General features: G+C 66.8%; 25 protein-coding genes and 1 tRNA gene. 20 read left to right on the top strand and 6 right to left on the bottom strand.

The window, feature by feature from the left end; translation table 11 throughout:
* Positions 1-19: 19 nt before the first annotated feature.
* The gene (locus N177_RS01285) at positions 20-385 is read right to left on the bottom strand and encodes a thioredoxin domain-containing protein (RefSeq protein ID WP_023430409.1); all 366 of its coding nucleotides are present in this window, start codon (positions 383-385) and stop codon (positions 20-22) included.
* A gap of 104 nt (positions 386-489) precedes the next feature.
* Here N177_RS01285 and N177_RS01280 point away from each other — a divergent pair, with 104 nt between their 5' ends.
* The 12 genes from N177_RS01280 to N177_RS01225 all read left to right on the top strand — a co-directional run bounded on the left by N177_RS01280 (position 490) and on the right by N177_RS01225 (position 11,104).
* On the top strand, positions 490-1,224 hold the full coding sequence (locus tag N177_RS01280) for a cytochrome c biogenesis CcdA family protein (RefSeq protein WP_023430408.1): 735 nt from the start codon (positions 490-492) through the stop codon (positions 1,222-1,224).
* Positions 1,225-1,251: 27 nt separating this feature from the next.
* Positions 1,252-1,836 (top strand): thioredoxin family protein, encoded by a 585-nt coding sequence (locus tag N177_RS01275; protein WP_023430407.1) that lies wholly within the window; start codon positions 1,252-1,254, stop codon positions 1,834-1,836.
* Positions 1,837-1,985: 149 nt separating this feature from the next.
* Positions 1,986-2,450, top strand: a complete 465-nt coding sequence (gene soxX / locus N177_RS01270) for a sulfur oxidation c-type cytochrome SoxX (RefSeq protein WP_040484922.1) — start codon at positions 1,986-1,988, stop codon at positions 2,448-2,450.
* Positions 2,451-2,473: 23 nt separating this feature from the next.
* A complete protein-coding gene (soxY, locus tag N177_RS01265) occupies positions 2,474-2,926 on the top strand; it encodes a thiosulfate oxidation carrier protein SoxY (RefSeq protein WP_023430405.1) in 453 nt (150 codons plus the stop codon).
* Between the two features lie 21 nt (positions 2,927-2,947).
* A complete protein-coding gene (gene soxZ / locus N177_RS01260) occupies positions 2,948-3,274 on the top strand; it encodes a thiosulfate oxidation carrier complex protein SoxZ (RefSeq protein ID WP_023430404.1) in 327 nt (108 codons plus the stop codon).
* A gap of 46 nt (positions 3,275-3,320) precedes the next feature.
* Positions 3,321-4,178 (top strand): sulfur oxidation c-type cytochrome SoxA, encoded by an 858-nt coding sequence (soxA, locus tag N177_RS01255; RefSeq protein WP_023430403.1) that lies wholly within the window; start codon positions 3,321-3,323, stop codon positions 4,176-4,178.
* Positions 4,179-4,311: 133 nt separating this feature from the next.
* Positions 4,312-6,003 carry a thiosulfohydrolase SoxB gene (soxB, locus tag N177_RS01250; RefSeq protein ID WP_023430402.1) on the top strand — a complete coding sequence of 564 codons (1,692 nt, stop codon included), beginning with the start codon at positions 4,312-4,314 and terminating at the stop codon, positions 6,001-6,003.
* Positions 6,004-6,091: 88 nt separating this feature from the next.
* Positions 6,092-7,351: a sulfite dehydrogenase gene (gene soxC, locus N177_RS01245; protein WP_023430401.1), complete on the top strand. Its 1,260-nt coding sequence runs from the start codon at positions 6,092-6,094 to the stop codon at positions 7,349-7,351.
* Positions 7,335-8,480, top strand: coding sequence for a c-type cytochrome (locus tag N177_RS01240; RefSeq protein WP_023430400.1), 1,146 nt, complete (start codon positions 7,335-7,337; stop codon positions 8,478-8,480). Before soxC ends, N177_RS01240 begins: the two co-directional genes overlap by 17 nt.
* Positions 8,481-8,520: 40 nt before the next feature.
* Positions 8,521-9,234, top strand: coding sequence for a c-type cytochrome (locus N177_RS01235; RefSeq protein WP_023430399.1), 714 nt, complete (start codon positions 8,521-8,523; stop codon positions 9,232-9,234).
* 33 nt (positions 9,235-9,267) lie between these two features.
* Positions 9,268-10,542 (top strand): NAD(P)/FAD-dependent oxidoreductase, encoded by a 1,275-nt coding sequence (locus tag N177_RS01230; protein ID WP_023430398.1) that lies wholly within the window; start codon positions 9,268-9,270, stop codon positions 10,540-10,542.
* A 76-nt stretch (positions 10,543-10,618) separates the two neighbouring features.
* Complete coding sequence (locus N177_RS01225) at positions 10,619-11,104, top strand: DUF302 domain-containing protein (RefSeq protein WP_023430397.1); 486 nt, start codon at positions 10,619-10,621, stop codon at positions 11,102-11,104.
* A gap of 94 nt (positions 11,105-11,198) precedes the next feature.
* On the opposite strand, the gene N177_RS01220 is transcribed toward N177_RS01225, so the two are convergent.
* The 4 genes from N177_RS01220 to dsbD are packed head-to-tail and all read right to left on the bottom strand — an operon-like array spanning position 11,199 to position 15,120.
* Positions 11,199-11,810 (bottom strand): DsbA family protein, encoded by a 612-nt coding sequence (locus N177_RS01220; RefSeq protein WP_023430396.1) that lies wholly within the window; start codon positions 11,808-11,810, stop codon positions 11,199-11,201.
* Between the two features lies 1 nt (position 11,811).
* The gene (locus tag N177_RS01215; RefSeq protein WP_023430395.1) at positions 11,812-12,522 is read right to left on the bottom strand and encodes a L,D-transpeptidase; all 711 of its coding nucleotides are present in this window, start codon (positions 12,520-12,522) and stop codon (positions 11,812-11,814) included.
* A complete protein-coding gene (locus N177_RS01210; protein ID WP_023430394.1) occupies positions 12,506-13,333 on the bottom strand; it encodes a TlpA disulfide reductase family protein in 828 nt (275 codons plus the stop codon). Before N177_RS01210 ends, N177_RS01215 begins: the two co-directional genes overlap by 17 nt.
* The gene (gene dsbD / locus N177_RS01205) at positions 13,333-15,120 is read right to left on the bottom strand and encodes a protein-disulfide reductase DsbD (protein ID WP_023430393.1); all 1,788 of its coding nucleotides are present in this window, start codon (positions 15,118-15,120) and stop codon (positions 13,333-13,335) included. The genes N177_RS01210 and dsbD overlap by 1 nt, the downstream gene beginning before the upstream one ends.
* Positions 15,121-15,251: 131 nt before the next feature.
* On the opposite strand from dsbD, the gene N177_RS01200 reads away from it, so the two are divergent.
* From N177_RS01200 to phoB, 8 genes are all read left to right on the top strand, one after another.
* A complete protein-coding gene (locus N177_RS01200) occupies positions 15,252-15,917 on the top strand; it encodes a response regulator (RefSeq protein WP_023430392.1) in 666 nt (221 codons plus the stop codon).
* Complete coding sequence (locus N177_RS01195; RefSeq protein WP_023430391.1) at positions 15,914-17,284, top strand: ATP-binding protein; 1,371 nt, start codon at positions 15,914-15,916, stop codon at positions 17,282-17,284. The genes N177_RS01200 and N177_RS01195 overlap by 4 nt, the downstream gene beginning before the upstream one ends.
* A 246-nt stretch (positions 17,285-17,530) precedes the next feature.
* Positions 17,531-18,574 carry a substrate-binding domain-containing protein gene (locus N177_RS01190; RefSeq protein WP_023430390.1) on the top strand — a complete coding sequence of 348 codons (1,044 nt, stop codon included), beginning with the start codon at positions 17,531-17,533 and terminating at the stop codon, positions 18,572-18,574.
* Positions 18,575-18,648: 74 nt separating this feature from the next.
* On the top strand, positions 18,649-20,028 hold the full coding sequence (pstC, locus tag N177_RS01185) for a phosphate ABC transporter permease subunit PstC (protein WP_023430389.1): 1,380 nt from the start codon (positions 18,649-18,651) through the stop codon (positions 20,026-20,028).
* Positions 20,025-21,305, top strand: coding sequence for a phosphate ABC transporter permease PstA (gene pstA / locus N177_RS01180; RefSeq protein WP_023430388.1), 1,281 nt, complete (start codon positions 20,025-20,027; stop codon positions 21,303-21,305). Before pstC ends, pstA begins: the two co-directional genes overlap by 4 nt.
* A gap of 17 nt (positions 21,306-21,322) precedes the next feature.
* On the top strand, positions 21,323-22,183 hold the full coding sequence (gene pstB / locus N177_RS01175) for a phosphate ABC transporter ATP-binding protein PstB (protein ID WP_425280788.1): 861 nt from the start codon (positions 21,323-21,325) through the stop codon (positions 22,181-22,183).
* A 31-nt stretch (positions 22,184-22,214) separates the two neighbouring features.
* Positions 22,215-22,955, top strand: a complete 741-nt coding sequence (gene phoU / locus N177_RS01170; RefSeq protein WP_023430386.1) for a phosphate signaling complex protein PhoU — start codon at positions 22,215-22,217, stop codon at positions 22,953-22,955.
* Between the two features lie 6 nt (positions 22,956-22,961).
* A complete protein-coding gene (gene phoB / locus N177_RS01165; protein WP_023430385.1) occupies positions 22,962-23,672 on the top strand; it encodes a phosphate regulon transcriptional regulator PhoB in 711 nt (236 codons plus the stop codon).
* A 48-nt stretch (positions 23,673-23,720) separates the two neighbouring features.
* Here the strand turns inward: phoB and N177_RS01160 are convergent.
* Positions 23,721-23,796 (bottom strand) — tRNA-Ile (locus N177_RS01160).
* Positions 23,797-23,893 lie beyond the last annotated feature (97 nt).

Raw genomic sequence — 23,893 nt, 5'->3', positions numbered from 1 at the left:
GGACGCAACCGCAAAAAGACTACTCCGCCGGCTCCCCTTGCAGCCGGCGAAACATGTCGTCGAGCAGCGGCCAGAAGAACTGATCTCCCGGGTAGCCCCGCATCCGGGCGACCTCCTTGCCGTCCTGCACGAGGATGAAGGTGGGTGTGACCCTGTCAGGCCCCACGCCTTGGAGATCCTCGGGCCAGGGCTCGGAAATGTCGATCCGGCGGAGCGGCGCGCGTTGCCCCTCCGGTGTCCGGGGATAGGCCTGCCCAATCTCCTGATGCCAGCGCAGGCACCAGGGACAGCCCGGCTGCTCGAGCATCAGCAGTTCGATCGACGTCGGTGCCGCCTGCGGGGAGGAGGCCTGGAGCAGTAGCAACAGGGCGATCAGCGCTTTCACGATCCTGCCTCCATTTTCTCGGTTGAGATATATATGAATGTATGAATACTTTCGAGTCGAGCCCTCCGTGCGGCAGCGGATGGCGCTGCGGAAGAATCGGAAAGATGCTCGAAGTCTCGATCGGCGCGGCCTTTCTTGCGGGGCTCCTTTCCTTCGCCTCGCCGTGCGTGCTGCCGATCGTGCCTCCCTATCTCTGCTATCTCGCAGGGGTGAGTTTCGACCAGTTGAAGGACCAGCGCGCCGAAACGGAGACGGCCCGGCGGATCATCTTCTCCGCGGTCGCCTTCGTTCTGGGCTTCACCACCGTCTTCATCGCCCTCGGGGCGACGGCGAGCTTCGTGGGCCAGGCGGTTGCACGGTATTTCGACACGCTCTCGATCATCGCCGGCGTCATCATCGCTGCGATGGGTCTCCACTTCCTGGGGGTGTTCCGCATCGGCCTGCTCTACCGGCAGGCCCGCGTCGAGGTCGAGAGAAAGCCCGCGGGGCTTGCCGGAGCCTACCTCATGGGCCTCGCCTTCGCCTTCGGCTGGACCCCCTGCGTCGGACCCATCCTTGCGGCGATCCTGTTCGTTGCGGGCTCCACCGAGACGGCCCTGCGCGGCGCCGGCCTCCTCGCTGTCTACGCGCTCGGCATCGGCGTGCCGTTCGTCCTGGCGGCCGCATTCGCCAGCCGTTTTCTCGGCTGGGCGGCGAGGTTCCGTCGCCACATGGGCGCCGTGGAGAAGGCGATGGGCGGCCTGCTCGTGGTGACCGGGCTGCTCTTCATCACTGGCCAGATGTCGACGATCGCCTTCTGGCTGCTCGAGACATTCCCGGCCTTCTCGCAGGTGGGGTAGGCCGGTTGAACAAAGGGAGGGGCTACGATGCCGAAGATGCTGTTCGCCCTCATCGCGCTCTTGCTGTTCGCGTCGCCGGTCCCGGCCGCGACGGTCGGTGACGACGGGCTGCATAAGCAGGACTGGTTCGCCATCACCTTCCGCGACATCGCGGAGGACATCGAGGCGGCGCGGGAGGAGGGCAAGCGCCTGGCTCTCGTCTTCGAGCAGCGTGGGTGCATCTACTGCAGGAAGATGCACGAGGAGATCCTCAGCGACCCCGAGGTGCGCGAGTTCATCGAGGCGCACTTCAAGGTCGTTCAGTACAACATGTTCGGCGACGAGGAGGTGACTGATCTCGACGGCGACGTGCTGACGGAGAAGACCGCGGCGCGGAAGTGGGGCTACGTCTTCACACCGACGATCGTCTTCCTGCCGGAAGAGGCAGCGGAAGGTGCCTCCGTGGCAGAAGCGGCCGTCGCCACCATGCCCGGCGCCTTCGGGAAGTGGACCTTCCTCAACATGTTCCGTTGGGTGTCGGAGAAGGGCTACGAGACCGAGGAGCACTTCCAGAAGTACCACGCACGGATCATCGAGGAGCTTCGCCGGGAGGGCCGGCTGGACGCCGAGTAGAAGGCTGCTCCGCCCCAGAGAGGCGAGTGCGTTGCAACATATGCAAATAATCATATAAAACAATTGATGGGCGCCGCCAACGTGGTTAGGCTGAGGGACGCCAAGAGGTCGGAGAACCGATCCGCAGAACGGGAGGGAACGCGCGCACTATGACGAAGCCATTGGTGTATGCCGCGCTGGCGGCGGTCTTGCTCGGGACAGGGCCGGTCACTGCGGGGCCGGTCGAGCCGGGGAACGTCGAGTTTGCGGAGGACTTCACGGTTTCCGCGTCGCTCACGGATGAGGCCGGAGATCCGGCCGAAGGCCGCAAGGCCTTTGCGGATCGGTCGCTCGGCAACTGTCTCGCCTGTCATGCCGTGACCGAGATGTCAGACCAGCAGTTCCACGGCGATGTCGGGCCGTCTCTCGACGGGGTGGCGGAGAGATATGATCCGGCGTTCCTCCGCGCGATCGTCGTCAACGCCAAGCACGTCTTCGGCGAACAGACGATCATGCCCGGCTTCTACACGCTGGAGGTGGGCGTCGACGTCGCGGAGAAGCACCAGGGCAAGACCATTCTCTCCGCACAACAGGTCGAGGACGTCGTGGCGTACCTCACGACGCTGACCGACTAGCGCTGAATACACAGGAGAAGGCCATGAAACTCACACGACGCCAGGCTCTGGCAATTTCAGCCGGCGCAGCACTTGCGGTCGTCGCAGGGCGGGCGGGATCCGCCCATGCCGCGGTCGATGACACCGAAAAGGCGATCCAGGACTTCACGGGCGGCAAGAGCCCCGAAACGGGCCGCATCAGGCTTACGGCACCCGAGATCGCCGAGAACGGCAACACCGTGCCGATCTCGGTCGACGTCGAAAGCCCGATGACCGCCGAGGACTACGTCGCCTCGGTGCTTATCCTCGCCGACGGCAACCCCAATCCCGACGTCGCGACCCTGCACTTCACGCCGATGAGTGGCAGCGCTACGGCCACGACACGAATGCGACTGGCCAAGACCCAGAACGTGATCGCGGTGGCGAAGATGAGCGACGGATCGGTCTTCATGGACAAGAAGGAAGTGAAGGTGACGATCGGCGGCTGCGGCGGCTGATCAGGAACGAGGAACAAAGAGATGTCGAACGCGAAACCGCGCATCAAGGTGCCGAAGACCGCCTCGAAGGATGAAGTGATCACGATCAAGACTCTGATCAGTCACGAAATGGAATCCGGACAGCGCAAGGACAAAGACGGCAACACGATCCCCCGCAAGATCATCAACAGATTCACCTGCACCTTCAACGGGCAGGAGGTCTTCTCGTGTGACCTCGACCCTGCGATCGCTGCCAATCCCTACTTCGAGTTCAGCGCAAAGGTGCCGGAGAGTGGAACGTTCACGTTCGAGTGGGTGGACGATGACGGCAGCGTCTATTCCGACAAGGCGGAGATCGAGGTGAGCTGAGGAGCCGGACGGGCAAAGAAACCGCTGGCGAAGGGGAGGAGATGAATTGGGCAAGAATAAACTGGGCCTCGCGGCCGCGGCGGGGCTGACGGCGAGCCTCGCGCTCGGCTCCGCCTATTCGGAACCGGTGGAGGACAAGCTCGTCATCGATGGTCGCGAAATGACGACCTGGACGGAAGCTCCGGCGGATCATCCATTCGACGAACTGATATCCGGCTGGCATTACCGCACCGACGAGACGCGCGCGCTCGAGGCCGATTCTTTCGAGAATCCGGGCATGCTCTATGTCGAGCGCGGCGAGGAGATCTGGAACGCTGTGGACGGCGCCGCCGGAAAGTCCTGCGCTTCGTGCCACCAGGATGCCTCGGAGACCATGGCCGGCGTCGGCGCGAGCTATCCGAAATGGAACGAGGCCGCCGGCAAGCCCTATAATCTGGAGCTCCAGATCAACGAGTGCCGAGTCGAACAGATGCAGGCCGAGCCCTACAAGTTCGACGCGCCGGAACAGGTCGCGCTGGCGACTTTCATCAAGCATCAGTCGCTTGGAGAGCCGGTCGAGATAGACCTTGCCGAGGGCGATATGCAGAAGTGGTGGGAGCGGGGCAAAGACCGCTACTACCTGCGAACGGGCCAGCTCAACATGGCGTGCGCGACCTGCCACGAGGACTATAACGGCCGCTATATCCGCGCCGATCATCTCAGCCAGGGCAACGTCAACGGCTTCCCGACCTACCGCCTCAACACGGGGGGAATGGTGTCGCTCCACAATCGCTTCCGCGGCTGCATCCGCGACACGCGGGCAGAGTTCCCTGCGGCATTCTCAGACGATCTCATGGCGCTGGAGGTCTACGTGACCTGGCGCGGCCAGGGGCTTTCGGTCGAGACGCCGGCGGTGCGCCAGTGAGGCGGTGACAGGCGCGGCGGCAGTGACCGCCGCGCCACGTACCACGTGTGCAGCGACCACAGGACGATGCGACGGGTGGGCAGGAAGCCCCGCCCGGTCGGCTGGCGCATGCCTACAATCGACAGGAGTTCAAATGATCTCACGGCGGGAATTCCTGATGGCGGCCACGGCCACCGGGGCTCTTCTGGGAAGCGGCACGGCCGGCGGATGGGCGCGTCTGATGGCACAGCAGGGCCTCACCGAGGAGGGGCTCCTTTCGATGCCGGCTTTCGGCAACGTGACCCTCGTTCACATCACGGACATCCACGCGCAGCTCAAGCCGATCTATTTCCGCGAGCCCTCCATCAATCTCGGGGTTGGCGAGGTCGCCGGTCTGCCACCTCACGTCACAGGCGCCGATTTCCTGAAGCTCTACAAGATCGAGCCTGGATCTCCCGATGCCTACGCGCTGACGTCGGAAGACTTCGTGGCGCTCGCGCGCACGTACGGCCGGATGGGTGGCATGGACCGGGTCGCGTCGATCGTGAAACGCATCCGGGACGAGCGCGGCGGGAACATGCTGCTCCTCGACGGAGGGGATACCTGGCAGGGCAGCTACACGGCCAACCAGACCGCCGGGGCCGACATGATCGAGATCATGGCCGCGTTGCGACCCGACGCGATGACCGGCCACTGGGAGTTCACCTACGGAACCGAACGGGTCCAGGAGGCGATCGACAGCCTCGGGTTTCCGTTCCTCGGCTCGAATATCTACGACGCGGAGTGGGACGAGCCCGCCTTCGAGCCCTTGGCGACGTTCGAGCGGGGCGGCGCGAAGATCGCCGTGATCGGCCAGGCATTCCCCTATACGCCGATCGCGAACCCGCGGTGGAAGATCCCGGAATGGTCCTTCGGGATCCGTGAAGAGGACATCGCTGCCCACGTGGAGGACGCGCGGTCCGGCGGCGCCGATCTCGTCGTCCTTCTGTCGCACAACGGCTTCGACGTCGACCGCAAGCTCGCGTCGCGCGTGCCGGGCATCGACGTCATCCTCGCGGGTCACACCCACGATGCCCTGCCGGAGCCGGTCGTCATCGGAAAGACGCTGCTCGTCGCCTCCGGCTCGAACGGGAAGTTCGTCTCGCGGCTGGATCTCGACGTGCAGGGCGGGGAGGTGCGGGGGTTCGCGTACCGGCTGATCCCGGTCTTCTCGGATGTCATCACCGCCGATCCGGACATAGCAACGCTGATCGACAAGGTGAGGGCGCCATACGAGGAGGAACTGGCCCGCGAACTCGCCATGACGGAGTCGCTCCTGTACCGGCGCGGCAACTTCAACGGCACGTTCGATGACGTGTTCTGCCAAGCGCTCATCGAGGAACGAGAGGCCGACATTTCGCTCTCGCCGGGCTTCCGCTGGGGAACGTCGCTTCTCCCGGAGCAGGCGATCACGGTGGAGGATCTGCACAACGCCTGTGCGATGACCTACCCAGCCGCCTACCGCACCACCATGAGCGGGAGCATGCTCAAGGAGGTGCTCGAGGACGTGGCGGATAACCTCTTCAATCCCGACCCCTACTACCAGCAGGGGGGCGACATGGTCCGCGTTGGAGGGATGGCCTATGCCGTCGATCCGAGGGCGGGCATGGGCGCCAGAATCTCAGACATGACCCTGCTGAAGACCGGCGAGGCGGTCGAGCCTTCGAAGGACTACGTGGTGGCGGGCTGGGCCTCCGTGAACGAGGGAACGGAGGGGCCTCCCATCTGGGACGTCGTGGAGGCCTGGCTGGCCCGGAACCCGGTCGTGCGGGTTCCGGACAACCGCGGCGTGAGGGTCAAGGCCTAAAGGACGCTTGAGCGTATGGCTGCCGCAGGATATACATAGAAGAAACTGAATATGTTTTCTCTAGCAGAGAGAGTCCGGGAGATGAGGGATGGGCAAAGGAAACGGCATTGACCGCCGCCGTCTGCTGACCGCGGGACTGGCGGCGGGAGGGGCGGCCCTGGCGCCGCGTGCCGTGGCCGGGGAGGGAGATCCCGCCATTCTGGAGGTCCAGGATTGGACACGCTATCTCGGCGATGGAGTGCAGGCGCGGCCCTATGGCGTACCGTCCGAGTTCGAGGCGCACGTTGTTCGGAGGGACGTCGAGTGGCTCACGGCCGCCACGGAGAGTTCGGTCAACTTCACGCCGATCCACGAGCTCGACGGCATCATCACGCCGAACGGTCTCTGCTTCGAACGCCACCATGCCGGCATTGCCGAGATCGATCCGGCTGACCACCGCCTGATGATCAACGGACTTGTCGATCAGCCGCTTGTCTTCACGATGGAGGACCTCAAGCGCCTTCCGCGCGAGAACCGTGTGTATTTCCTGGAGTGCGCGGCCAACTCCGGGATGGAGTGGCGCGGATCGCAGCTGAACGGCGCGCAATACACGCACGGGATGGTGCATTGCGTGATGTACACCGGAGTCCCGCTGCGCACGATACTCGGTGAGGCCGGCATCAAGGCGAGCGGGAAATGGGTTCTCGCCGAGGGCGCGGACGCGTCCGTCATGACGCGGTCGATCCCGATCGAGAAGGCGGTGGATGACTGCCTCGTGGCCTTCATGATGAACGGCGAGGCGCTGCGTCCGGAGCAGGGCTACCCGCTGCGCCTCGTGGTCCCCGGCTGGGAAGGCAACATGTGGGTGAAGTGGCTGCGCCGGATCGAAGTCGGCGATCTGCCGTGGCACCAGCGCGAGGAGACGTCGAAATACACCGACCTCCTGCCTAACGGCAAAGCGCGCCGTTTCACCTGGGTCATGGACGTGAAGTCCGTCATCACGAGCCCGAGCCCCCAGATGCCCATATCGCACGGGCCGGGTCCCCTCGTCATCTCGGGCCTTGCCTGGTCAGGCAATGGGCGTATCACCCGGGTCGACGTGTCGCTCGACGGAGGGCGCAACTGGCGGCGCGCTCGGATCGACGGGCCGAGCCTGCCGAAGGCTTTGCACCGCTTCTACCTCGATATCGACTGGGACGGGCGCGACCTGCTCCTGCAGTCCCGCGCGATCGATGAGGACGGCTTCGTCCAGCCCTCCAAGGAGGAGCTTCGGGCCGTGCGGGGGGAGAACTCGATCTACCACAACAACGGAATCCAGACCTGGCACGTCAAACCGGACGGAAGCTCGGAAAATGTCGAAGTCTCGTAAGTCGCTCCTCGCGGCGGCGGCCGCCTCGCTCCTCGCCTTGCCGGCCCACGCACAGGGCGATCCCGATAACGGCGCGCAAGTCTTCAAGAAGTGCCTCGCCTGCCATGCGGTCGGTGAGAATGCGAAGCACAAGGTCGGGCCGCATCTCAACGATCTGTTCGGACGAACCGCCGGCGGTCTCGGCGACTACAAATACTCGAACGCCATGCACGAGGCCGGCGAGAACGGCCTGGTGTGGGAGGACGAGACGCTGCACGATTATCTCGCCGATCCGCGCGGGGCGGTGAAGGGCACGAAGATGGCCTTTGCCGGTCTGAAGAAGGAGGACGAGCTTCGCGATGTCGTTGCCTACCTCCGCACCTTCTCGTCGGAGGACGCAGCGGCCACGGGCGCATCACCGGTTTCCGGGCAGGAGCCTGAGCCAACCCCTCAATCGGACGCACCCGACGTAGCGGCGACCGAGCCCGCGGCGGCTCAGGCGGTCGCCGCGGCAGGGGGCACGGCGACGGAGCCGGGCGTGGGCCTCGCCTACGGTCTCGGGCGACGGGCCACTGAAGACGAGGTCGCGGCCTGGGACATCGATGTGCGCCCGGACGGAATGGGCCTGCCGGACGGCAGCGGCACGGTCGGGGAGGGAGACATGCTCTTTCAAGAGCAATGCGCGTCCTGCCACGGTGTCTTCGGGGAGGGTGCGGGGCGCTGGCCGGTGCTGGCTGGTGGACAGGGCACGCTCACCGACGAGCGGCCGGAGAAGACGATCGGCTCCTTCTGGCCTTACCTGTCGACCGTCTTCGACTACATCCGCCGCGCCATGCCGTTCGGCAATGCGCACTCGCTGACGGACGACGAGGTCTACGCGCTGACGGCATATCTTCTCTACATGAACGACGTCGTGGCGGACGAGGAGTTCGAGCTTTCGAAGGAGAACTTCTCCGAGATCGAGCTCCCGAACGCGGCGAACTTCATCGACGACGATCGTGACAGCGAGCCACACTACGCCGCGAAGGCTGATCCCTGCATGCGAGACTGCAAGGATACACCTGCCGAGATCGTGATGCGGGCGCGCATCCTCGACGTGACGCCTGGCAGCGTCGACGACGACGGAGCGGGCGCCGGCGCGGTGGACTGAGACAAGGCGGCAACACCGCCGCCGGTCGTGGAGAACGGCCATGAGACGTGCGGGCGAGGCTTTGGGGCAGGTGGCGGCGCTTGTCGCCGTGCTCCTCCTTGCCGGTCCTGCCGCCGCGGAGGCACGAGGAGCGGGAGATGGCGAGGCGCTCTTCCGCGCCTGCCGGGGCTGCCATGAGCTAGGGGAGGGCGCCCGCCATGGGATCGGCCCTCATCTCGACGGCCTTTTCGGCCGCATTGCGGGAAGCCTCGAGGGCTACAGGTACTCTTCTGCGATGGGGCGGGTGGGCGAGGCCGGCCTCGTCTGGGACGCGGCGACGCTCGACCGCTACCTCGAGAAGCCGCAGGCTTTCGTGCCCGGCACCCGCATGTCCTATCGCGGCATGCCGGGCGAGCAGGACCGCGCCGCTCTGATCGCCTGGCTGGAGGCGGCGACGGCAGAGGCACCCGCAGACAATCCGGCGGTAGCCTCGTTGCCGCGCCCCGAGATCGCCGCGGCGACGCTCGAGATCGAGGGGGATCCGGCCTACGGCGAGTATCTCGCCGGCGAGTGCGTCACGTGCCATCAGCCGTCCGGCCGTGCCGACGGCATACCTTCGATCGTGGGGTGGCCGCGCGACGCCTTCGTGCGTGCCCTCTTCGAATACAAGACCAACGTTCGCAGCCATCAGGTCATGCGGATGGTCACGGGCAATCTCGGAAATGAGGAGATCGCGGCGCTGGCCGCGTATTTTGGCCAGCTCTCGCCGCAGTGACAGGGCTCGAAGGCCCGGAAGAGGGAGGGGACGATGAGCAGGATCTCGCGCAGGACCTTCGGCGGGCTTGCCGGTGCGGCGGCGTTCACGCTCGCGCTGCCGGTCTATCTGCGGGCGCAGGGACGCCCGAAGGTGGTCGTGGTCGGCGGCGGGGCGGGCGGCGCAACGGCGGCGCGCTACATCGCGAAGGACTCGGAAGGCACGATCGACGTGACCCTCGTCGAGGCCAACCCGAGATATACGACCTGCTTCTTCTCGAACCTTTATCTTGGCGGCTTCCGTAGCTTCGATTCCATAACGCATGGCTACGACAGGCTCGCCTCGAATTACGGCATCTCGGTTGTCAACGCCGTCGCCGAGGCCGTCGACCGCGATACGAGCGAGGTTCTGCTCGGCGATGGCACACGCCTCCCGTACGACCGCCTCGTGCTCTCGCCGGGGATCGACCTGATCTGGGACTCGGTCGACGGATATTCCGAGGAGGCTGCGGAGACCATGCCCCATGCGTGGAAGGCCGGGCCGCAGACGGAGCTCCTCAAGGCGAAGCTCGACGCGATCGGGAACGGCGAGCAGATCGTGATGGTGGCGCCGCCCAATCCCTATCGCTGCCCCCCCGGTCCCTACGAGCGAGCTTCGATGTTCGCGCACGTCCTGAAGGCGAAGGGGCACACCGACGCGAAGATCGTGATCCTCGACCCCAAGGAGAAGTTCTCCAAGCAGGGCCTGTTCTCGGAGGGGTGGGAGAAGCACTACCCCGGCATGGTGGAATGGTACGGGCCGGATGTGCACGGCGGGATCATCGGCGTCGATCCTTCCACGGACGAGGTCGAGACGGACTTCGACACGTTCACGGGCGCCCTCGTCAACGTCATCCCGGCCCAGCGCGCGGGCAGGATCGCCCGGGTCGCCGACCTCGCCGACGGGAGCGGCTTCTGCCCGATCGATCCGGCATCGATGCGCTCGGCCATGGACGAACGCATCTACGTGCTGGGTGACGCCGCAATCGCCGGCGACATGCCGAAATCCGCCTTCTCCGCGAACAGCCAGGCGAAGGTCGCGGCCATGACGATCCGCGGCGACCTGACCGGCTCGAAAGTGTTCCCCCCGCGCTACTCGAACACGTGCTGGAGCCTGATCGAAGACGGCGACGGCGTGAAGGTCGGAGGGCAGTATGCGCCGGGGGAGGGCAGAATTTCCTCGACGTCTACCTTCATCAGCCAGACCGGCGAGGACCCCGCTCTGCGCAGGGCGACCTACGAGGAATCCCTTGGCTGGTATGCCGGAATCACGTCGGACATCTTCGGCTGACGCGGCCGGGCGGGGCAATCGAACGTCGACGCCGGCGCCCAGTCCCGGGCCGCGGCGCAGGAAGGAGAAAAAAGTCATGAATCGGAAGATCGGAGCAGTCCTGGCGGCCCCTTGCCTCCTCTTTCTCGCTTGCGGAACGGCGATCGCGCAGAGCGGGGGCATCACGACCCATGAGGTAGAGGCGCCGTTCGACCAGGTCCGGCAGGACATCTACGACGCGATCGTCAACCGCGGCTACGTCATCGACTACAACGCCCGGATCGGCGAGATGCTGGAGCGCACCGGACAGGACGTCGGCAGCGACAGGAGCATCTTCTCAGGCGCCGAGACGTTCCAGTTCTGCTCGGCGGTCCTCTCGCGGAAGACGATGGAAGCCGACCCGCTCAACATCGCGTACTGCCCCTACACCGTCTTCGTGTTCGAGGCGGCCGAGCGCGAGGGCGTCGTGACGGTGGGCTTCCGCCATCTGGGAGACGGCGGGGAGGGCGACGGCGCCGAGGCCCTCGACGAGGTGAACCAAATCCTCGACGAGATCGTGCGGGAGGCCGCCGGCCAGCCGTAGCGGCCATGGGCGCAGAGCCCGGCCTCCTCGCGGCCGGGCGGCCCCCTCATCCGGCGACCTGCAAGGTCGGCCGGATGAGGGGGCCATGACCGACTCAGCTCCGGGCCGCCGCGATGGCTTCCGTCAGGTCGGCCTCGCCCATGACACCGGGATAGAGCGTCGTCTGGACGACGAAGGAAGGCGTGCCCCGGAAGCCGAAGGCGTCGGCCTGGCCGCCGTTGCGGGCGAGCAGCCGGTCGATCCTCCCGGCATGTGCGCGGTAGGCTTCCTCGAGCCTCGCCACCGTGAAGCCCGCCCCCTGAAGGGTCGCATCCACCTGGGCATCGGCGAGCTTGCCCTCGGTCGCCATGAGGCTCTCGAGTGCCTGTTCGTACCGTCCGGAGGCGCCTGCGGCGAGGACGAGCCGTGCGGCGCGAACCGAAACGTCTCCGAAGATCGGCCAGTCCTTCTTCACGAGGCGGACGTTGCCGTCCTTCCGCACCGCCTCCATCACGCCCGGATGCCCCTTCTTGCAGTAGGGGCACTGGTAGTCGAAGTACTCGACCACCGTAACGTCTCCGTCGGGGTTACCGAGCACCGGAGCCTCGGGGTCATAGAGCACCGCCTCGACGGTGAGCCCCGTCTGGGCGAATGCGAGCGCCGAGGGCAGGACGAGCAGGCCCGACCCCACGGCAGAGAGCCTCAGAAGTTGGCGGCGGTCGATCATCTCACACTTCTCCTTTTCCGGATTGCGACTGGTCCAGCACAACGACCCGCGATCCCGTCGGCACGCGCTTGTGCAGGTCTATGATGTCCTGGTTGAAGAGGCGGATGCAGCCGGAGGAGACGCGCTTGCCTATCGACCACGGCTCGGTCGTGCCGTGCAGACGGTAGAGCGTGTCCCTGCCGTTCTTGTAGAGATAGAGCGCGCGGGCGCCGAGGGGGTTCTCGATGCCGCCCTCCATGCCGCCGGCGAGCGGGCCATATCGTTCGGGCTCTCGGGCGATCATGTTCTGGGTCGGCGTCCAGCCCGGCCACTGCGCCTTTCGGTCGATCGTCGCACTACCCTGGAACTCGAGGCCGGCCTTCGCCACACCGATCCCGTAGCGCATGGCCTTCCCGTTCTCCATGACCAGGTAGAGGAAGCGGGCATAGGGATCGACCACGATCGTTCCGACGGGCTCGTCGGTGTCATAGTCGACCAACTGTCGCAGAAAGCGCGGGTCGATCTCGCTGACGTCGACGGCCGGAATATGCCAGTCGCCATCCTGGATGGCCGCGTACATCTGCACGTAGCCCGGATCGACCGCCGGCCTCACGGGCGCGACGGGTGCGGTCGACTGCGTGGTGGTGCAGCCGGCGAGGGCGAGGGCGAAACAGGAGACGATCCCCAGCCCGCGGAGACGTGGCCTCGGGAAGCGGTTATTCGACGTCGGCAATTGGAACTCCTTCTCGTGGAACCGCGATTCGAGCGATCTTCTCGACGAGGACCTCACGCGAGATCTCGCCCAGATGGACGTCACGCAGCGTTCCGTCGGGATTGATGAAGAGGGTGGCCGGCAGGCCGGGGGTCTCGTAGTGGAACGAGATTTGGCCGAGCGTGTCGATGAGCACAGTGTCCATTTCGAGGCGCTCGGCCGAGAGAAAGCCCGCCACCTTGTCGCGGCTCTCCCCCTGGTTGGCGAAGACGAAGCGGGCGTGCGGGGCCGAAGCGGCGACCTCTGCCATCATCGGCATCTCTCGTCTGCACGGGGGACACCAGGAGGCCCAGAGGTTGACGACGAGCGGGGGCCCCGACGCATCGAAGCGGTAGGATTCGCCTCGCAGCGTGGCGAACGACTGATCGGGCAGCCCGCGTGCGTCGACCGCGGCGGTCAGCTGCCACGCCATGCTCCAGACGAGCAGGCCCGCGGCGAACGGCGCGACGCTCGACCAGCGGAGCGGCGCCGAGGGCAGGAAGACGAAGAGCGTCAGCCCCGCGAGAAGGAGGCCGGGCCCGGCGAAGAAGCCTCCTTGCCAGAACGCCAGTGCCCGGAGCGGCTCCTGTACGAAACTCGGCCAGTGAACGAGGACGTGCCCCAAGCGCGCGCCCACGAGGCCGATCAGGAGCGCCCGCCACGACCACGTCGCCAGCTCCGGCCCCAGGCGCCACGACATCGCCGAAGCGACGCCGAGGAAGGTCCCGATCCCGAGCATCGCGGCCAGTCTCTCGGCGTCGAAGACAAGCGGGCCCAGCGTCACCGCTCCCATCAGGCGCCTCCCGCACGCCGGGCGGAGCCGGAGAGGCTCTCGGCACTGACCGTGCCCACGAGGCGCGTGCCCGATACCTCCCTCAGGTCGGGCCCGAGGAACACCATCGTCGGCGGCCCGACGACACCGAGCGCCTCCATCAGGGCCTGCTTCCGGGGAGTGATCTCGCTCAGATCGACCTTCAGCAGGCGCAGCGGCCGGAGATCCGTCCTGACCGCCTCGACCGGGAGGACCCTGCGCTCGATCGTGCGGCAGGTGACGCACCAGTCGGCGGTGAAGTAGAGAAGCGTCGACCGGCCCGCCGCCGAGCCGTCCGCGAGCGTCGCCTGCAGCTCTGCCTCGCCGCCGATCTCGCCGAACGCGACGTCGGGTCCGCGAGCATCGCCGGCGCGGGCGACATGGGCGAGCGGCTGCAGCGGGTCCGTCCCGCCGGAAGCCGCTCCGAGCGCGAGGATCAGCGCGTAGAGCCCGGCCGAAGCCGCAAGCGACCGGCCGATGACGAAGCCCATGCCGCCGGCGGCCGCCGATGCGGCGAGAGCGAAGCTCGCGAGACCGAGGAGGAGGGCGGACCACAATGCGAGGTCGAGGCCCGGTGGCAGCAGCGGCGCGGCGAGCCAGATCGCGCTGCCAAGGAAAGCGAACCCGAACAGGCGGCTGACGGTCTCCATCCACCGCCCCGCCTTCGGCAGGATGCCGGATCCGAACGTGCTCAGGATGACGAGCGGGATGCCCTTGCCGATGCCGAGGGCGAAGAGCGCCGCGGCGCCGAGCCGCCAGTCCTGCGTCTGCGCGACGTAGAGGAGCGCGCCGGCGAGCGGCGCCGTCACGCAGGGGCCGACGATGAGCGCGGAGGAGAAGCCGAGGACGGCCATGCCCCGGTATGAGCCGCCGCGGGCGGCGGTCGCTCCGGCGATGCTCGTGGTCCACGCCGCCGGCAACCGCAACTCGAACAGGCCGAACATCGACAGGGCGAGGACGACGAAGATCGCGGCGACGGCGCCGGGCATGAAGGAGGACTGGAGGACGAGCTGCAGGTTCTCTCCGGTGAGGCCCGCCACGGCCCCGATCAGGCCGAAGGCCAGCGCGAGGAAGAGAACGTAGACGGCGGACAGCGAGAAGCCGCGGGACACCGTCAGGCGCTCGCCCTGGCGGCCGAGCGCTGCCGCCACGATCGGATACATCGGGAAGACGCATGGCGTCCCCGCCAGCAGGATCCCGAAGACGAGGAAGCTGCCGATCACCCACAGCTGTCCCCCCTCGGCGAGAAGCGCGGCGACGAAGCCGGCGTCGCCGGAAGCGGGGGCCGGCGACGGTGTCAGGGACGCAGAGGAGCCGGCTTCGCCCTCGCGCCAGCCGGATGGCGCACCACCGGCCCCCGAGGCAGCGGTGATCGTCAGCGTCTCCGGGTCGACGCGGCGCGTCTCCGGGCGGTAGCAGAGCCCATCCTCTTCGCATCCCTGGTAGCTCACCTCGAGAGGAGGGGCCGGGGTCTCTGACAGGGTGATCACGGCCTCGCCGTAATGGACCTCCACGGACCCGAAGGTCGGATCCTCCTTCCGCTCGCCCGCGGTGGCCGTGAACGGAACGGGCTCGCCCGTCCTCGCGCCGGTCACCCGGAAGTGCTCGCGATAGAGGTAGTATCCCTCGGCGATGTCCCAGCGCAGCTGGAGCCGGCCATCGGCGTCGCGTGACGCGGACAGCGCGAAAGCCTCATCAGCTGGAAGGGGAGCGGCCTGCAGTGGCAGGAGGCTCGCCAGGAAAATCAGTACTGCAGGGACCAGTCGCACTCTCGCCCTCATGCTGGTGTTCGGCTGCCATCGGCTGACACAGGCCGTTTCGACCGGCCGGCTTAAGGCAGCCTTAAGGCGCGTCGCCAAGCTGGGCGGCCGTGATCACGAAGTGGGGAGGTCGCCGGGACATGCGTGTGCTCATCGTCGAGGACGACCCGATCCTGCTCGACGGCCTGAAGGTCGGCCTCGGCCTCGCGGGCCTGACGGCCGATGCGGTTTCCAGCTGCGAGGATGCGCGTGCCGCGCTCAGGGCCGAGCGCTACGCGGCGGTCGTGCTCGACCTCATGCTGCCGGACGGGTCGGGGCTCGATGTGCTGGCGGATCTGAGGGCCCGGAAGGATGCGACGCCGGTTCTCCTGTTGACGGCGCGCGACCAGGTGGCCGACCGGATCGTGGGGCTGGACGCCGGTGCCGACGACTATCTCGGCAAGCCCTTCGACCTCGACGAGCTCTCCGCCCGCATCCGCGCGGTCGTCCGGCGCGGCAATGGAAGGGCGACCGGTCTCCTCAAGTGGCGAGGTCTCTCCCTCGACCCCGCCAGCCTCTCCCTGACGCGGGATGGGAAGCCGGTCCCGCTCACCCGACGGGAATTCGCGGTGCTGCGCATGCTGATGGAACATCCCGGCAGCGTCGCCACGCGGGCGTCGCTCGAGCAGGCGCTCTACGGCTGGCAGGAGGAGATCGAGAGCAACGCCATCGAGGTCCACATCCACCATCTCCGGGCGAAACTCGGACCGGGCCTCATCGAGACGGTCCGTGGCGTCGGCTACCGGCTGGCGGGAGAGCGGCCATGAGATCGATGCGAGGTCGGCTGGTCGCGATACTCCTCGTCAGCACGGGGGCTGTCTGGCTCTGCGCGATCGCCTGGATCTACTGGAGCACCCAGGCACAGATCGAGCAGGTGCTCGATGCACGCCTGAGAGAGGCCGCGGGAATGGTGAACTCGCTCCTCACCGACAACCGCATCGAGGTGGCGGTCGCTGCTTCCGAAGCGACGGAGCTGCCCGCAGGCTTCGGCAGCGGTGTGTCGTATGCCCGCCAGCTTTCCTGCCAGATCTGGTCCCTTTCCGGAGACCTGGTGAGCCGGTCGGAGGGCGCTCCTGCCGGCGAACTCTCGCCCGCGAGCGACGGCTTCTCCGAAACGGTCGTCGACGGCGAACGGTGGCGCGTCTATGCGATCGCGAACGAGGCGCTGGGGGTCCGCGTCCTCGTGGGCGACAGCGTCGCCGTCCGCGACCGGCTCGTCGCCGACATGATCAAGGGCCTGCTGCTTCCCGCGGCCCTGCTCGTGCCGGTGATGGCTCTGCTGATCTGGCTGAGCGTCCGCCAGGGCCTTCTCCCGCTCCGGGATCTCGCGCGGTCGCTCCGACAGCGGAGGGCGGAGGATCTTCGCCCGCTCGACCACGCGGGCTCCCCCACGGAACTGATTCCGCCCCTCGAGGCCCTGAACGGGCTGTTCCGGCGGGTCGAGGCGGCCCGCCAGAGGGAGCGGGACTTCACGACCTTCGCCGCGCATGAACTGAAGACGCCTCTCGCCGGCCTCAAGACGCAGGCCCAGATCGCCCTCGCAAGCGACGACCGGACGGTGCAGTCCGCCGCTCTCGCCCAGATCGTCCACGGCGTCGACAGGACCGGGCGCCTCGTGCGGCAGCTTCTGGACCTGGCCTCGGTGGAGGCGGCCGAGCCGCCCCGGCAGGTGGAGGCGTGCGACCTCGCCGCGCTGACCCGGCAGACGGTCGAGGAACTCGCCGCCAAGGCCGCGCAGCAGGGCGTCGCCATCGCGATCGCGGCCGACGACGAGGCCGGGCGAGCGGCCGGGCGAGCCGAGGTCGAACCGTTCTTCTTCACATTGGCCCTGCGCAACGTTCTGGAGAACGCGGTCCTGCACTCGCCCCTGGGCGGCACGGTCCTGTGCTCCCTCCGGCAGACGGAGGGCTGCGCCGCGGTCGTGATCGAGGACGAGGGGCCCGGCATGGATCCGGCCGAGATCGGGCGGGCCACCGAGCGCTTCTTTCGCGGCCGCCGGAAGGCCGCTTCGGGAAGCGGGCTGGGGCTTTCGATCGCTCAGCTCGCCCTCGGCCGGACCGGCTGGAGCCTGACCATCGAGAACCGCGGGCCGGGCCTGAGGGTGACGTTGAGCGCCGAGCCATCGCACGGCTGAAGGATCGGGAGCGGCGAGTGCCGACTGTCCTCCCCTGCAGCCCCGCGGCCGGGGCCTTGGGGGAATACGCTCGTGTTTTCAGATGCTTGGACTGTCGTGAAACCGTCATTCTCAAGTCATACAAACATAGTGGGAGCAGCCTAGTGTCCGCCGCGTCCGCACCTGGCGGTGCGGTTTCGCACAGGTCACCGGGACCTCGGTTTCCGGTCTGAACAAGAAATGTCCCATCGGACAGGGAGAGTCATCGTGAAGACGTTCACCTGCGTCGGCGTTTCGGCCATTGCCATGGCCGCGGCTGCCGCGCTCAATCCTGCCGCCGCGCAGGAACGCAACCAGATCCGCATCGTCGGCTCCTCCACCGTCTTCCCGTACACCCAGGCGGTGGCCGAGCAGTTCGCCAACATGACCGGAAATCCGGCTCCGGTGGTCGAGTCGACCGGCACGGGCGGCGGCATGCAGATCTTCTGCGACGGTGTCGGCCCGCAGACCCCGGACATCACCGGCGCGTCGCGCGCCATGAAGGAGTCCGAGTTCCAGAAGTGCATGGAAAACGGTGTCGACAGCATCACCGAGGTGCAGATCGGCTCTGACGGCCTCTCCATCGCGCACGCCCAGAGCGGCCCCGACCTCGATATGACCAAGGCCCAGATCTTCCAGGCGCTAGCCGCCGAGGTCGAGGTGGACGGCGAGGTCGTCGCCAACCCCTACACGCGCTGGAGCGAGATCGACGACTCCCTGCCCGACACCCAGATCACGGTCTTCGGCCCCCCTCCGACCTCCGGCACCCGCGATGCGTTCGTTGAACTCGTGATGGTCGAGGGCTGCGAGACGTTTGAGGCCATCGAGGCCCTGGAAGGCGACCGCAAGAAGGAAGTCTGCCAGCGCATGCGCCAGGACGGCCCCTTCATCGAGGCCGGCGAGAACGACAACCTGATCGTGCAGCGCCTGCAGTCTGACGCGAACGCGCTCGGAATCTTCGGCTACTCGTTCCTCTACGAGAACCAGGACACGCTGAAGGCCGTCTCCATCGAGGGTGTCGCCCCGAGCGAGGAGACGATCAGCGACGGTTCCTACACGGTTTCCCGACCGCTCTTCTTCTACGTGAAGAACGCTCACCGCGGCGTCATTCCCGGCCTCGAGGAGTTCGTCGCGGAGTACGTGTCCGAGGACGCGATGGGTCCCGGCGGCTATCTCGAGGAGCGTGGCCTCATTCCGCTGTCCGACGACGCGCGCGAAGAGACCCGCGCGAATGTCGAGGGCGGCGCGCACATGGATCGCTTCGGCGGCTAAGCCTCCCGTGGAGTTCCCCTGCGCCGCCGCTCCTGGCGGCGCAGGTCTTCCCGCGCACTGGATGAGAGGTGGCCGTGGCAGGTTACGCATTTCTCGCGATCGCCGTGCTGTCGATCGTCGCCTACTTCATCGGCCAGTCGGCGGGACGCCGATTTCAAGCGCAGGTCGGGCGCGAGGTGCACTCGCTACCCGTCTATCATGGCGCCTTCGTCGCCGTCTGGGTGGGCATCCCCGCATTGATCCTCGTCCTGCTGTGGCTGCTCCTGCAAGGGATGGTCATCAACCAGCTGCTCCTTGCGAGCCTGCCCGACGACATGACGAACGGCGTGAGCTCCGCCCGGCTGTCGCTTCTGTTGAGCGAGATCCACAACGTCGCCGCCGGCCGCATCTTCACCGAACCCAGCCCCGCAATCGTCGAGGCTGCCGAGCGCTACGCGGTGTGGGAGCGGATTGCCCGTTGGGCGATGCTGGTCGTGGGCCTGAGTGCCGCCATCGTCGCGCTGTTCGTGGCGCGCTCGCGCCTGGCGCCACGCTTTCGAGCGCGGAATGGCTTCGAGCTGTTCGTCTCCGGCCTTATGATCGCGTGTTCGGTCGCAGCGATCCTGGTAACCATCGGCATCGTCGCCTCGCTCGTGTTCGAGGCGATGCGCTTTTTCGCCATCGTCCCGCCGACGGAGTTCTTCTTCGGGCTCAACTGGGAGCCCCAGATGCCGATCCGGGCGGACCAGGTCGCGGGTGCGGGCGCCTTCGGTGCCATCCCGATCTTCGTCGGAACGCTTCTGATCGCCTTCATCGCCATGCTGGTGGCCACACCTATCGGCCTTTTCGCCGCGATCTACCTCGTCGAGTACGCCGACAGCCGGGTGCGAAACGTCGTGAAGCCGCTGCTCGAGATCCTGGCGGGCATCCCGACCGTCGTATACGGCTTCTTCGCTGTGCTGACGGTCGCCCCGGCCGTGCGCGAAGCCGGTTCCGCGATGGGCATCGCCGTCTCCCCGAATAGCGCGCTGGCGGCCGGCGGCGTGATGGGCATCATGATCCTGCCCTTCATCTCGTCGCTGTCCGACGATGCGCTCAAGGCCGTGCCCCGCGCCATGCGCGACGGTGCCCTCGCATTGGGTGCGACGAGGGCGGAGACCATGATGCAGGTGCTTCTGCCGGCGGCGCTGCCCGGAATAGTCGGCGGCATTCTGTTGGCGGCCAGCCGCGCCATCGGCGAGACCATGATCGTCGTCATGGCTGCAGGCCTCATGGCGACCCTCACGCTGAACCCCCTCGACTCCGTCACCACGGTGACGGTCCAGATCGTCACGCTGCTGATCGGCGACACGGAGTTCGACAGTCCGAAGACGCTCGCGGCCTTCGCACTCGGCCTCGTTCTCTTCGTCGTGACGCTCTCGCTCAACATCGTGGCGCTGAAGATCGTGCAGAGATATCGGGAGAGCTACGAATGAGCTCGATCGCGGACCGTACGCATGACTGGAGTGGGGAAGCGGCAGCGGCCAGGCGTCGTCGACGCTACGCCGCCGACCGACGTCTGCGCATCTACGGGATGAGCGCGATCGGGATTGCGATCCTCCTCCTCGGCATCCTGGTCACGACCCTCGTGTTCACGGGATATCGCGGCTTCATCCAGACCACCATCAGCCTGCCCGTGACGTTCGATGCCGAACTCGTTGACGCGCGCTCGCCAACGGAAGGGAACTACCGGGAGATCCTGTCGCGGTCGATCGAGCAGCTGTTCCCTGGACTGGAGGGGCCAGCGCTTCGGAGGGCGGGGCAGATCCTCACCAACAATGCGCAGTTCCTGCTCAGGAGCGCAGTCTACGACGATCCCACTCTCGTGGGACGCACTGTAGATGTCGCGATACCCGCGTCAGATCCTTACGACCAGCTCAACAAGGGCATCATCGATCGCGACTTGCCGGAGAACCGCCGCCGCCTGAACGACGAGCAGATCTCGCTCTTCGAGCAGTTGGAGGAGGACGGCCGCGTCGAGACGAGGTTCAACTGGGGGCTCTTCTTCAATGCCGACAGCCGCTTCCCGGAGCTCGCCGGCCTCGCCGGCGCGATCGTCGGCTCATTCTTCGCCCTTCTCGTCTGCTTCCTGATCTCGGTGCCGATGGGAGTCGGGGCGGCGGTCTATCTCGAGGAGTTCGCGCCGAAGAACCGCTGGACGGAGCTCGTCGAGGTGAACATCAACAACCTCGCCGCGGTGCCGTCGATCGTCTTCGGCCTGCTTGGGCTTGCCGTGTTCCTCGGGTGGTTCGGTATGCCGCGCTCCGCGCCACTCGTCGGCGGATTGGTGCTCTCGCTGATGACGCTTCCGACGATCATCATCGTCACGCGGGCATCACTGAAGGCGGTGCCGCCGTCGATCCGGGAGGCCGCGCTCGGTGTCGGCGCCTCGCGTCACGAGGTCATCATGCATCACGTCCTGCCGCTGGCTCTGCCGGGCATCCTGACCGGGACGATCATCGGTCTGGCGCAGGCCCTCGGCGAGACGGCTCCGCTCCTCCTGATCGGCATGAACGCCTTCATCACCAGCCCCCCCGGCGGGCTGCTCAGCTCTTCGACGGCCCTGCCGACCCAGATATTCATCTGGGCCGACAGCCCCGAGCGCGGCTTCGTCGCACTGACGTCGGCGGGAATTCTCGTGCTTCTGGGCTTCCTGATCGTCATGAACGGCATTGCCATCTTCCTGCGGCAGCGCCTTGAGAAAAGCTGGTGAACTCCATGGAAAACGACATGAAGACCAGAGAGATGGCGACGGGCCAGGATGAAGGAAACGGAACGCCGGCAAGCTCGGGCCGGTCGTTCGCCGAAAATCAGCGCCTCGACCGCGAGCCGAACCCATTGAAGGCCACGGCGCGCGACGTGTGCGTCTTCTACGGGGAAAAGCAGGCTCTGTTCGACGTGAACCTCGACGTCGAGGATCGCTCCGTCACCGCGCTCATCGGCCCCTCGGGTTGCGGCAAGTCGACCTTCCTGCGCTGCCTCAACCGCATGAACGACACGATTGCCGGCACCCGCGTCACTGGCCGGATCGAGCTCGATGGGCGCGACATCTACGAGCCCGGTCTCGACGTCGTCGAGCTACGCGCCCGCGTCGGCATGGTGTTCCAGAAGCCCAATCCGTTCCCGAAGTCGATCTTCGACAACGTCGCCTACGGCGCGCGCATCCATGGCCTTGCCGGGGACAAATCGGATCTGGAGGAGATCGTGAGCACGAGCCTCCAGAAGGCGAGCCTCTGGAACGAGGTGAAGGATCGGCTGCACGAGCCGGGGACGGGGCTCTCCGGCGGCCAGCAGCAGCGCCTCTGCATCGCCCGAGCGATCGCCGTCAGCCCCGAACTGATCCTGATGGACGAGCCGGCCTCCGCGCTCGATCCGATCGCGACCGCGAAGATCGAGGAGCTGATCGACGAGCTGAAGGAGAACTACTGCATCGTCATCGTGACCCACTCGATGCAGCAGGCGGCGCGCGTCTCGCAGCGCACGGCCTTCTTCCACCTCGGCAACCTCGTGGAGGTCGGGCCGACGGAGCAGATCTTCACGAACCCGCAGGACCAGCGGACCCTCGACTACATCACCGGCCGCTTCGGCTGACGTCGCCGCCCGGCGGCGAGGGAGGAACGACATGACGAGCGAACACACAGTCTCCGCCTTCGATCACGAGCTGAACGAGCTCGCCGTGCGGATCGCCCAGATGGGCGGGCTGGCGGAGAAGATCCTGACGGACGCGGTGCACGCCTTCGACCGCCGGGACGAGGACCTCGCCCACGCCGTGATCGACGGCGACGTGCGCATCGACGAGCTCGAGGCCGAGGTGGAGGAGCAGGCGGTCCTGCTGATCGCCCGGCGCCAGCCGATGGCGTCCGACCTGCGGGAGGTCATGGCGGCGATCCGGATCGCAGCCGACCTCGAGCGGATCGGCGACCTCGCGAAGAACGTCGCGAAGCGCTCGCTCGCGATCCACACCGAGGCGTGGCCGCACAAGGGCGTTCCCGGCCTCGACCACATGGCGCGCATGGCGCTCGAGCAGCTGAAGGACGTGCTCGACGCCTACACGCGTCGGGATATCGACCGCGCTGTCGACGTGTGGCACCGCGACACCGAGCTCGACGCGATCTACACCTCCATCTTCCGCGAGATGCTGACCTACATGATGGAGGATCCGCGCAACATCACCTTCTCGACGCACCTGCTCTTTGCCGCCAAGAACATCGAGCGCATCGGCGACCACTCCACGAATATCGCCGAGACGATCCACTATCTCATCTCCGGGCGTCCCCTGCGCGGGCCGCGGCCGAAGAGCGACCAGTCGAGCCTGACGTCCGTCGAACTCGGCGACAAGCCGTCGAACATCGGACGGGACTGACGCGTCATGACCCTGGCGACCGCTCCCAAGATCATGATCGTGGAGGACGAGGAGCCGCTGAGCCTTCTCATCCGCTACAACCTAGAGGCGGAAGGCTACGAGGTCGACGCGGTGGAGCGTGGCGACGAGGCGGAGACGAGGCTCTTCGAGGGCGCACCGGACCTCGTTCTCCTCGACTGGATGCTGCCCGGCATCTCCGGCATCGAGCTCTGCCGCCGCATCCGCTCGAAGCCGGAGCTCAACGGGATGCCGATCATCATGCTGACCGCCCGGGGCGAGGAGAGCGAGCGCATTCGCGGCCTCTCGACGGGCGCCGACGACTACGTCGTGAAGCCGTTCTCGATCCCGGAGCTGATGGCGCGCATCAAGGCGCTCCTGCGCCGCTCGAAGCCGCAGCTCGTCGCGACGGTGCTGAATGCCGGAGACATCGAGCTCAACCGCGACACGCATCGGGTGCGCCGCAACGGCCGCGAGGTGCATCTGGGGCCGACGGAGTTCCGGCTGCTCGAGTTCCTGATGCAGAGCCCGGGCCGCGTGTTCACGCGAGAGCAGCTTCTCGACGGCGTGTGGGGACGTGACGTCTACGTGGACGAGAGGACCGTCGACGTCCATATCGGCCGGCTGCGCAAGTCGATCAACCGTGGCCGGCGATCCGATCCGATCCGAACCGTCCGCGGCGCGGGCTACGCCTTCAACGAGCAGTTCGGAACGTCCTGAGGGCCGCGAAGGGTGTGTCTCCGTCGCGCAGGCGACTGACAGGAGGAGTGGTGGGCCCGGCAGGACTCGAACCTGCAACCAGACCGTTATGAGCGGCCGGCTCTAACCATTGAGCTACGGGCCCTCCGCAGGGACGGCAGGGCGCCTCCGCCTTGCTGCCGGGAGGATCGTTCGACCTGCCGCGCCACGCCCGCTCGCGACCCTTCCGTCACGAGAAGCGG

Source organism: Lutibaculum baratangense AMV1 (assembly GCF_000496075.1).
In the GTDB taxonomy this organism is placed as follows: domain Bacteria; phylum Pseudomonadota; class Alphaproteobacteria; order Rhizobiales; family Tepidamorphaceae; genus Lutibaculum; species Lutibaculum baratangense.
Note: the sequence above shows the minus strand (reverse complement) of the source record. Positions and strands in the feature narration are given on the sequence as shown.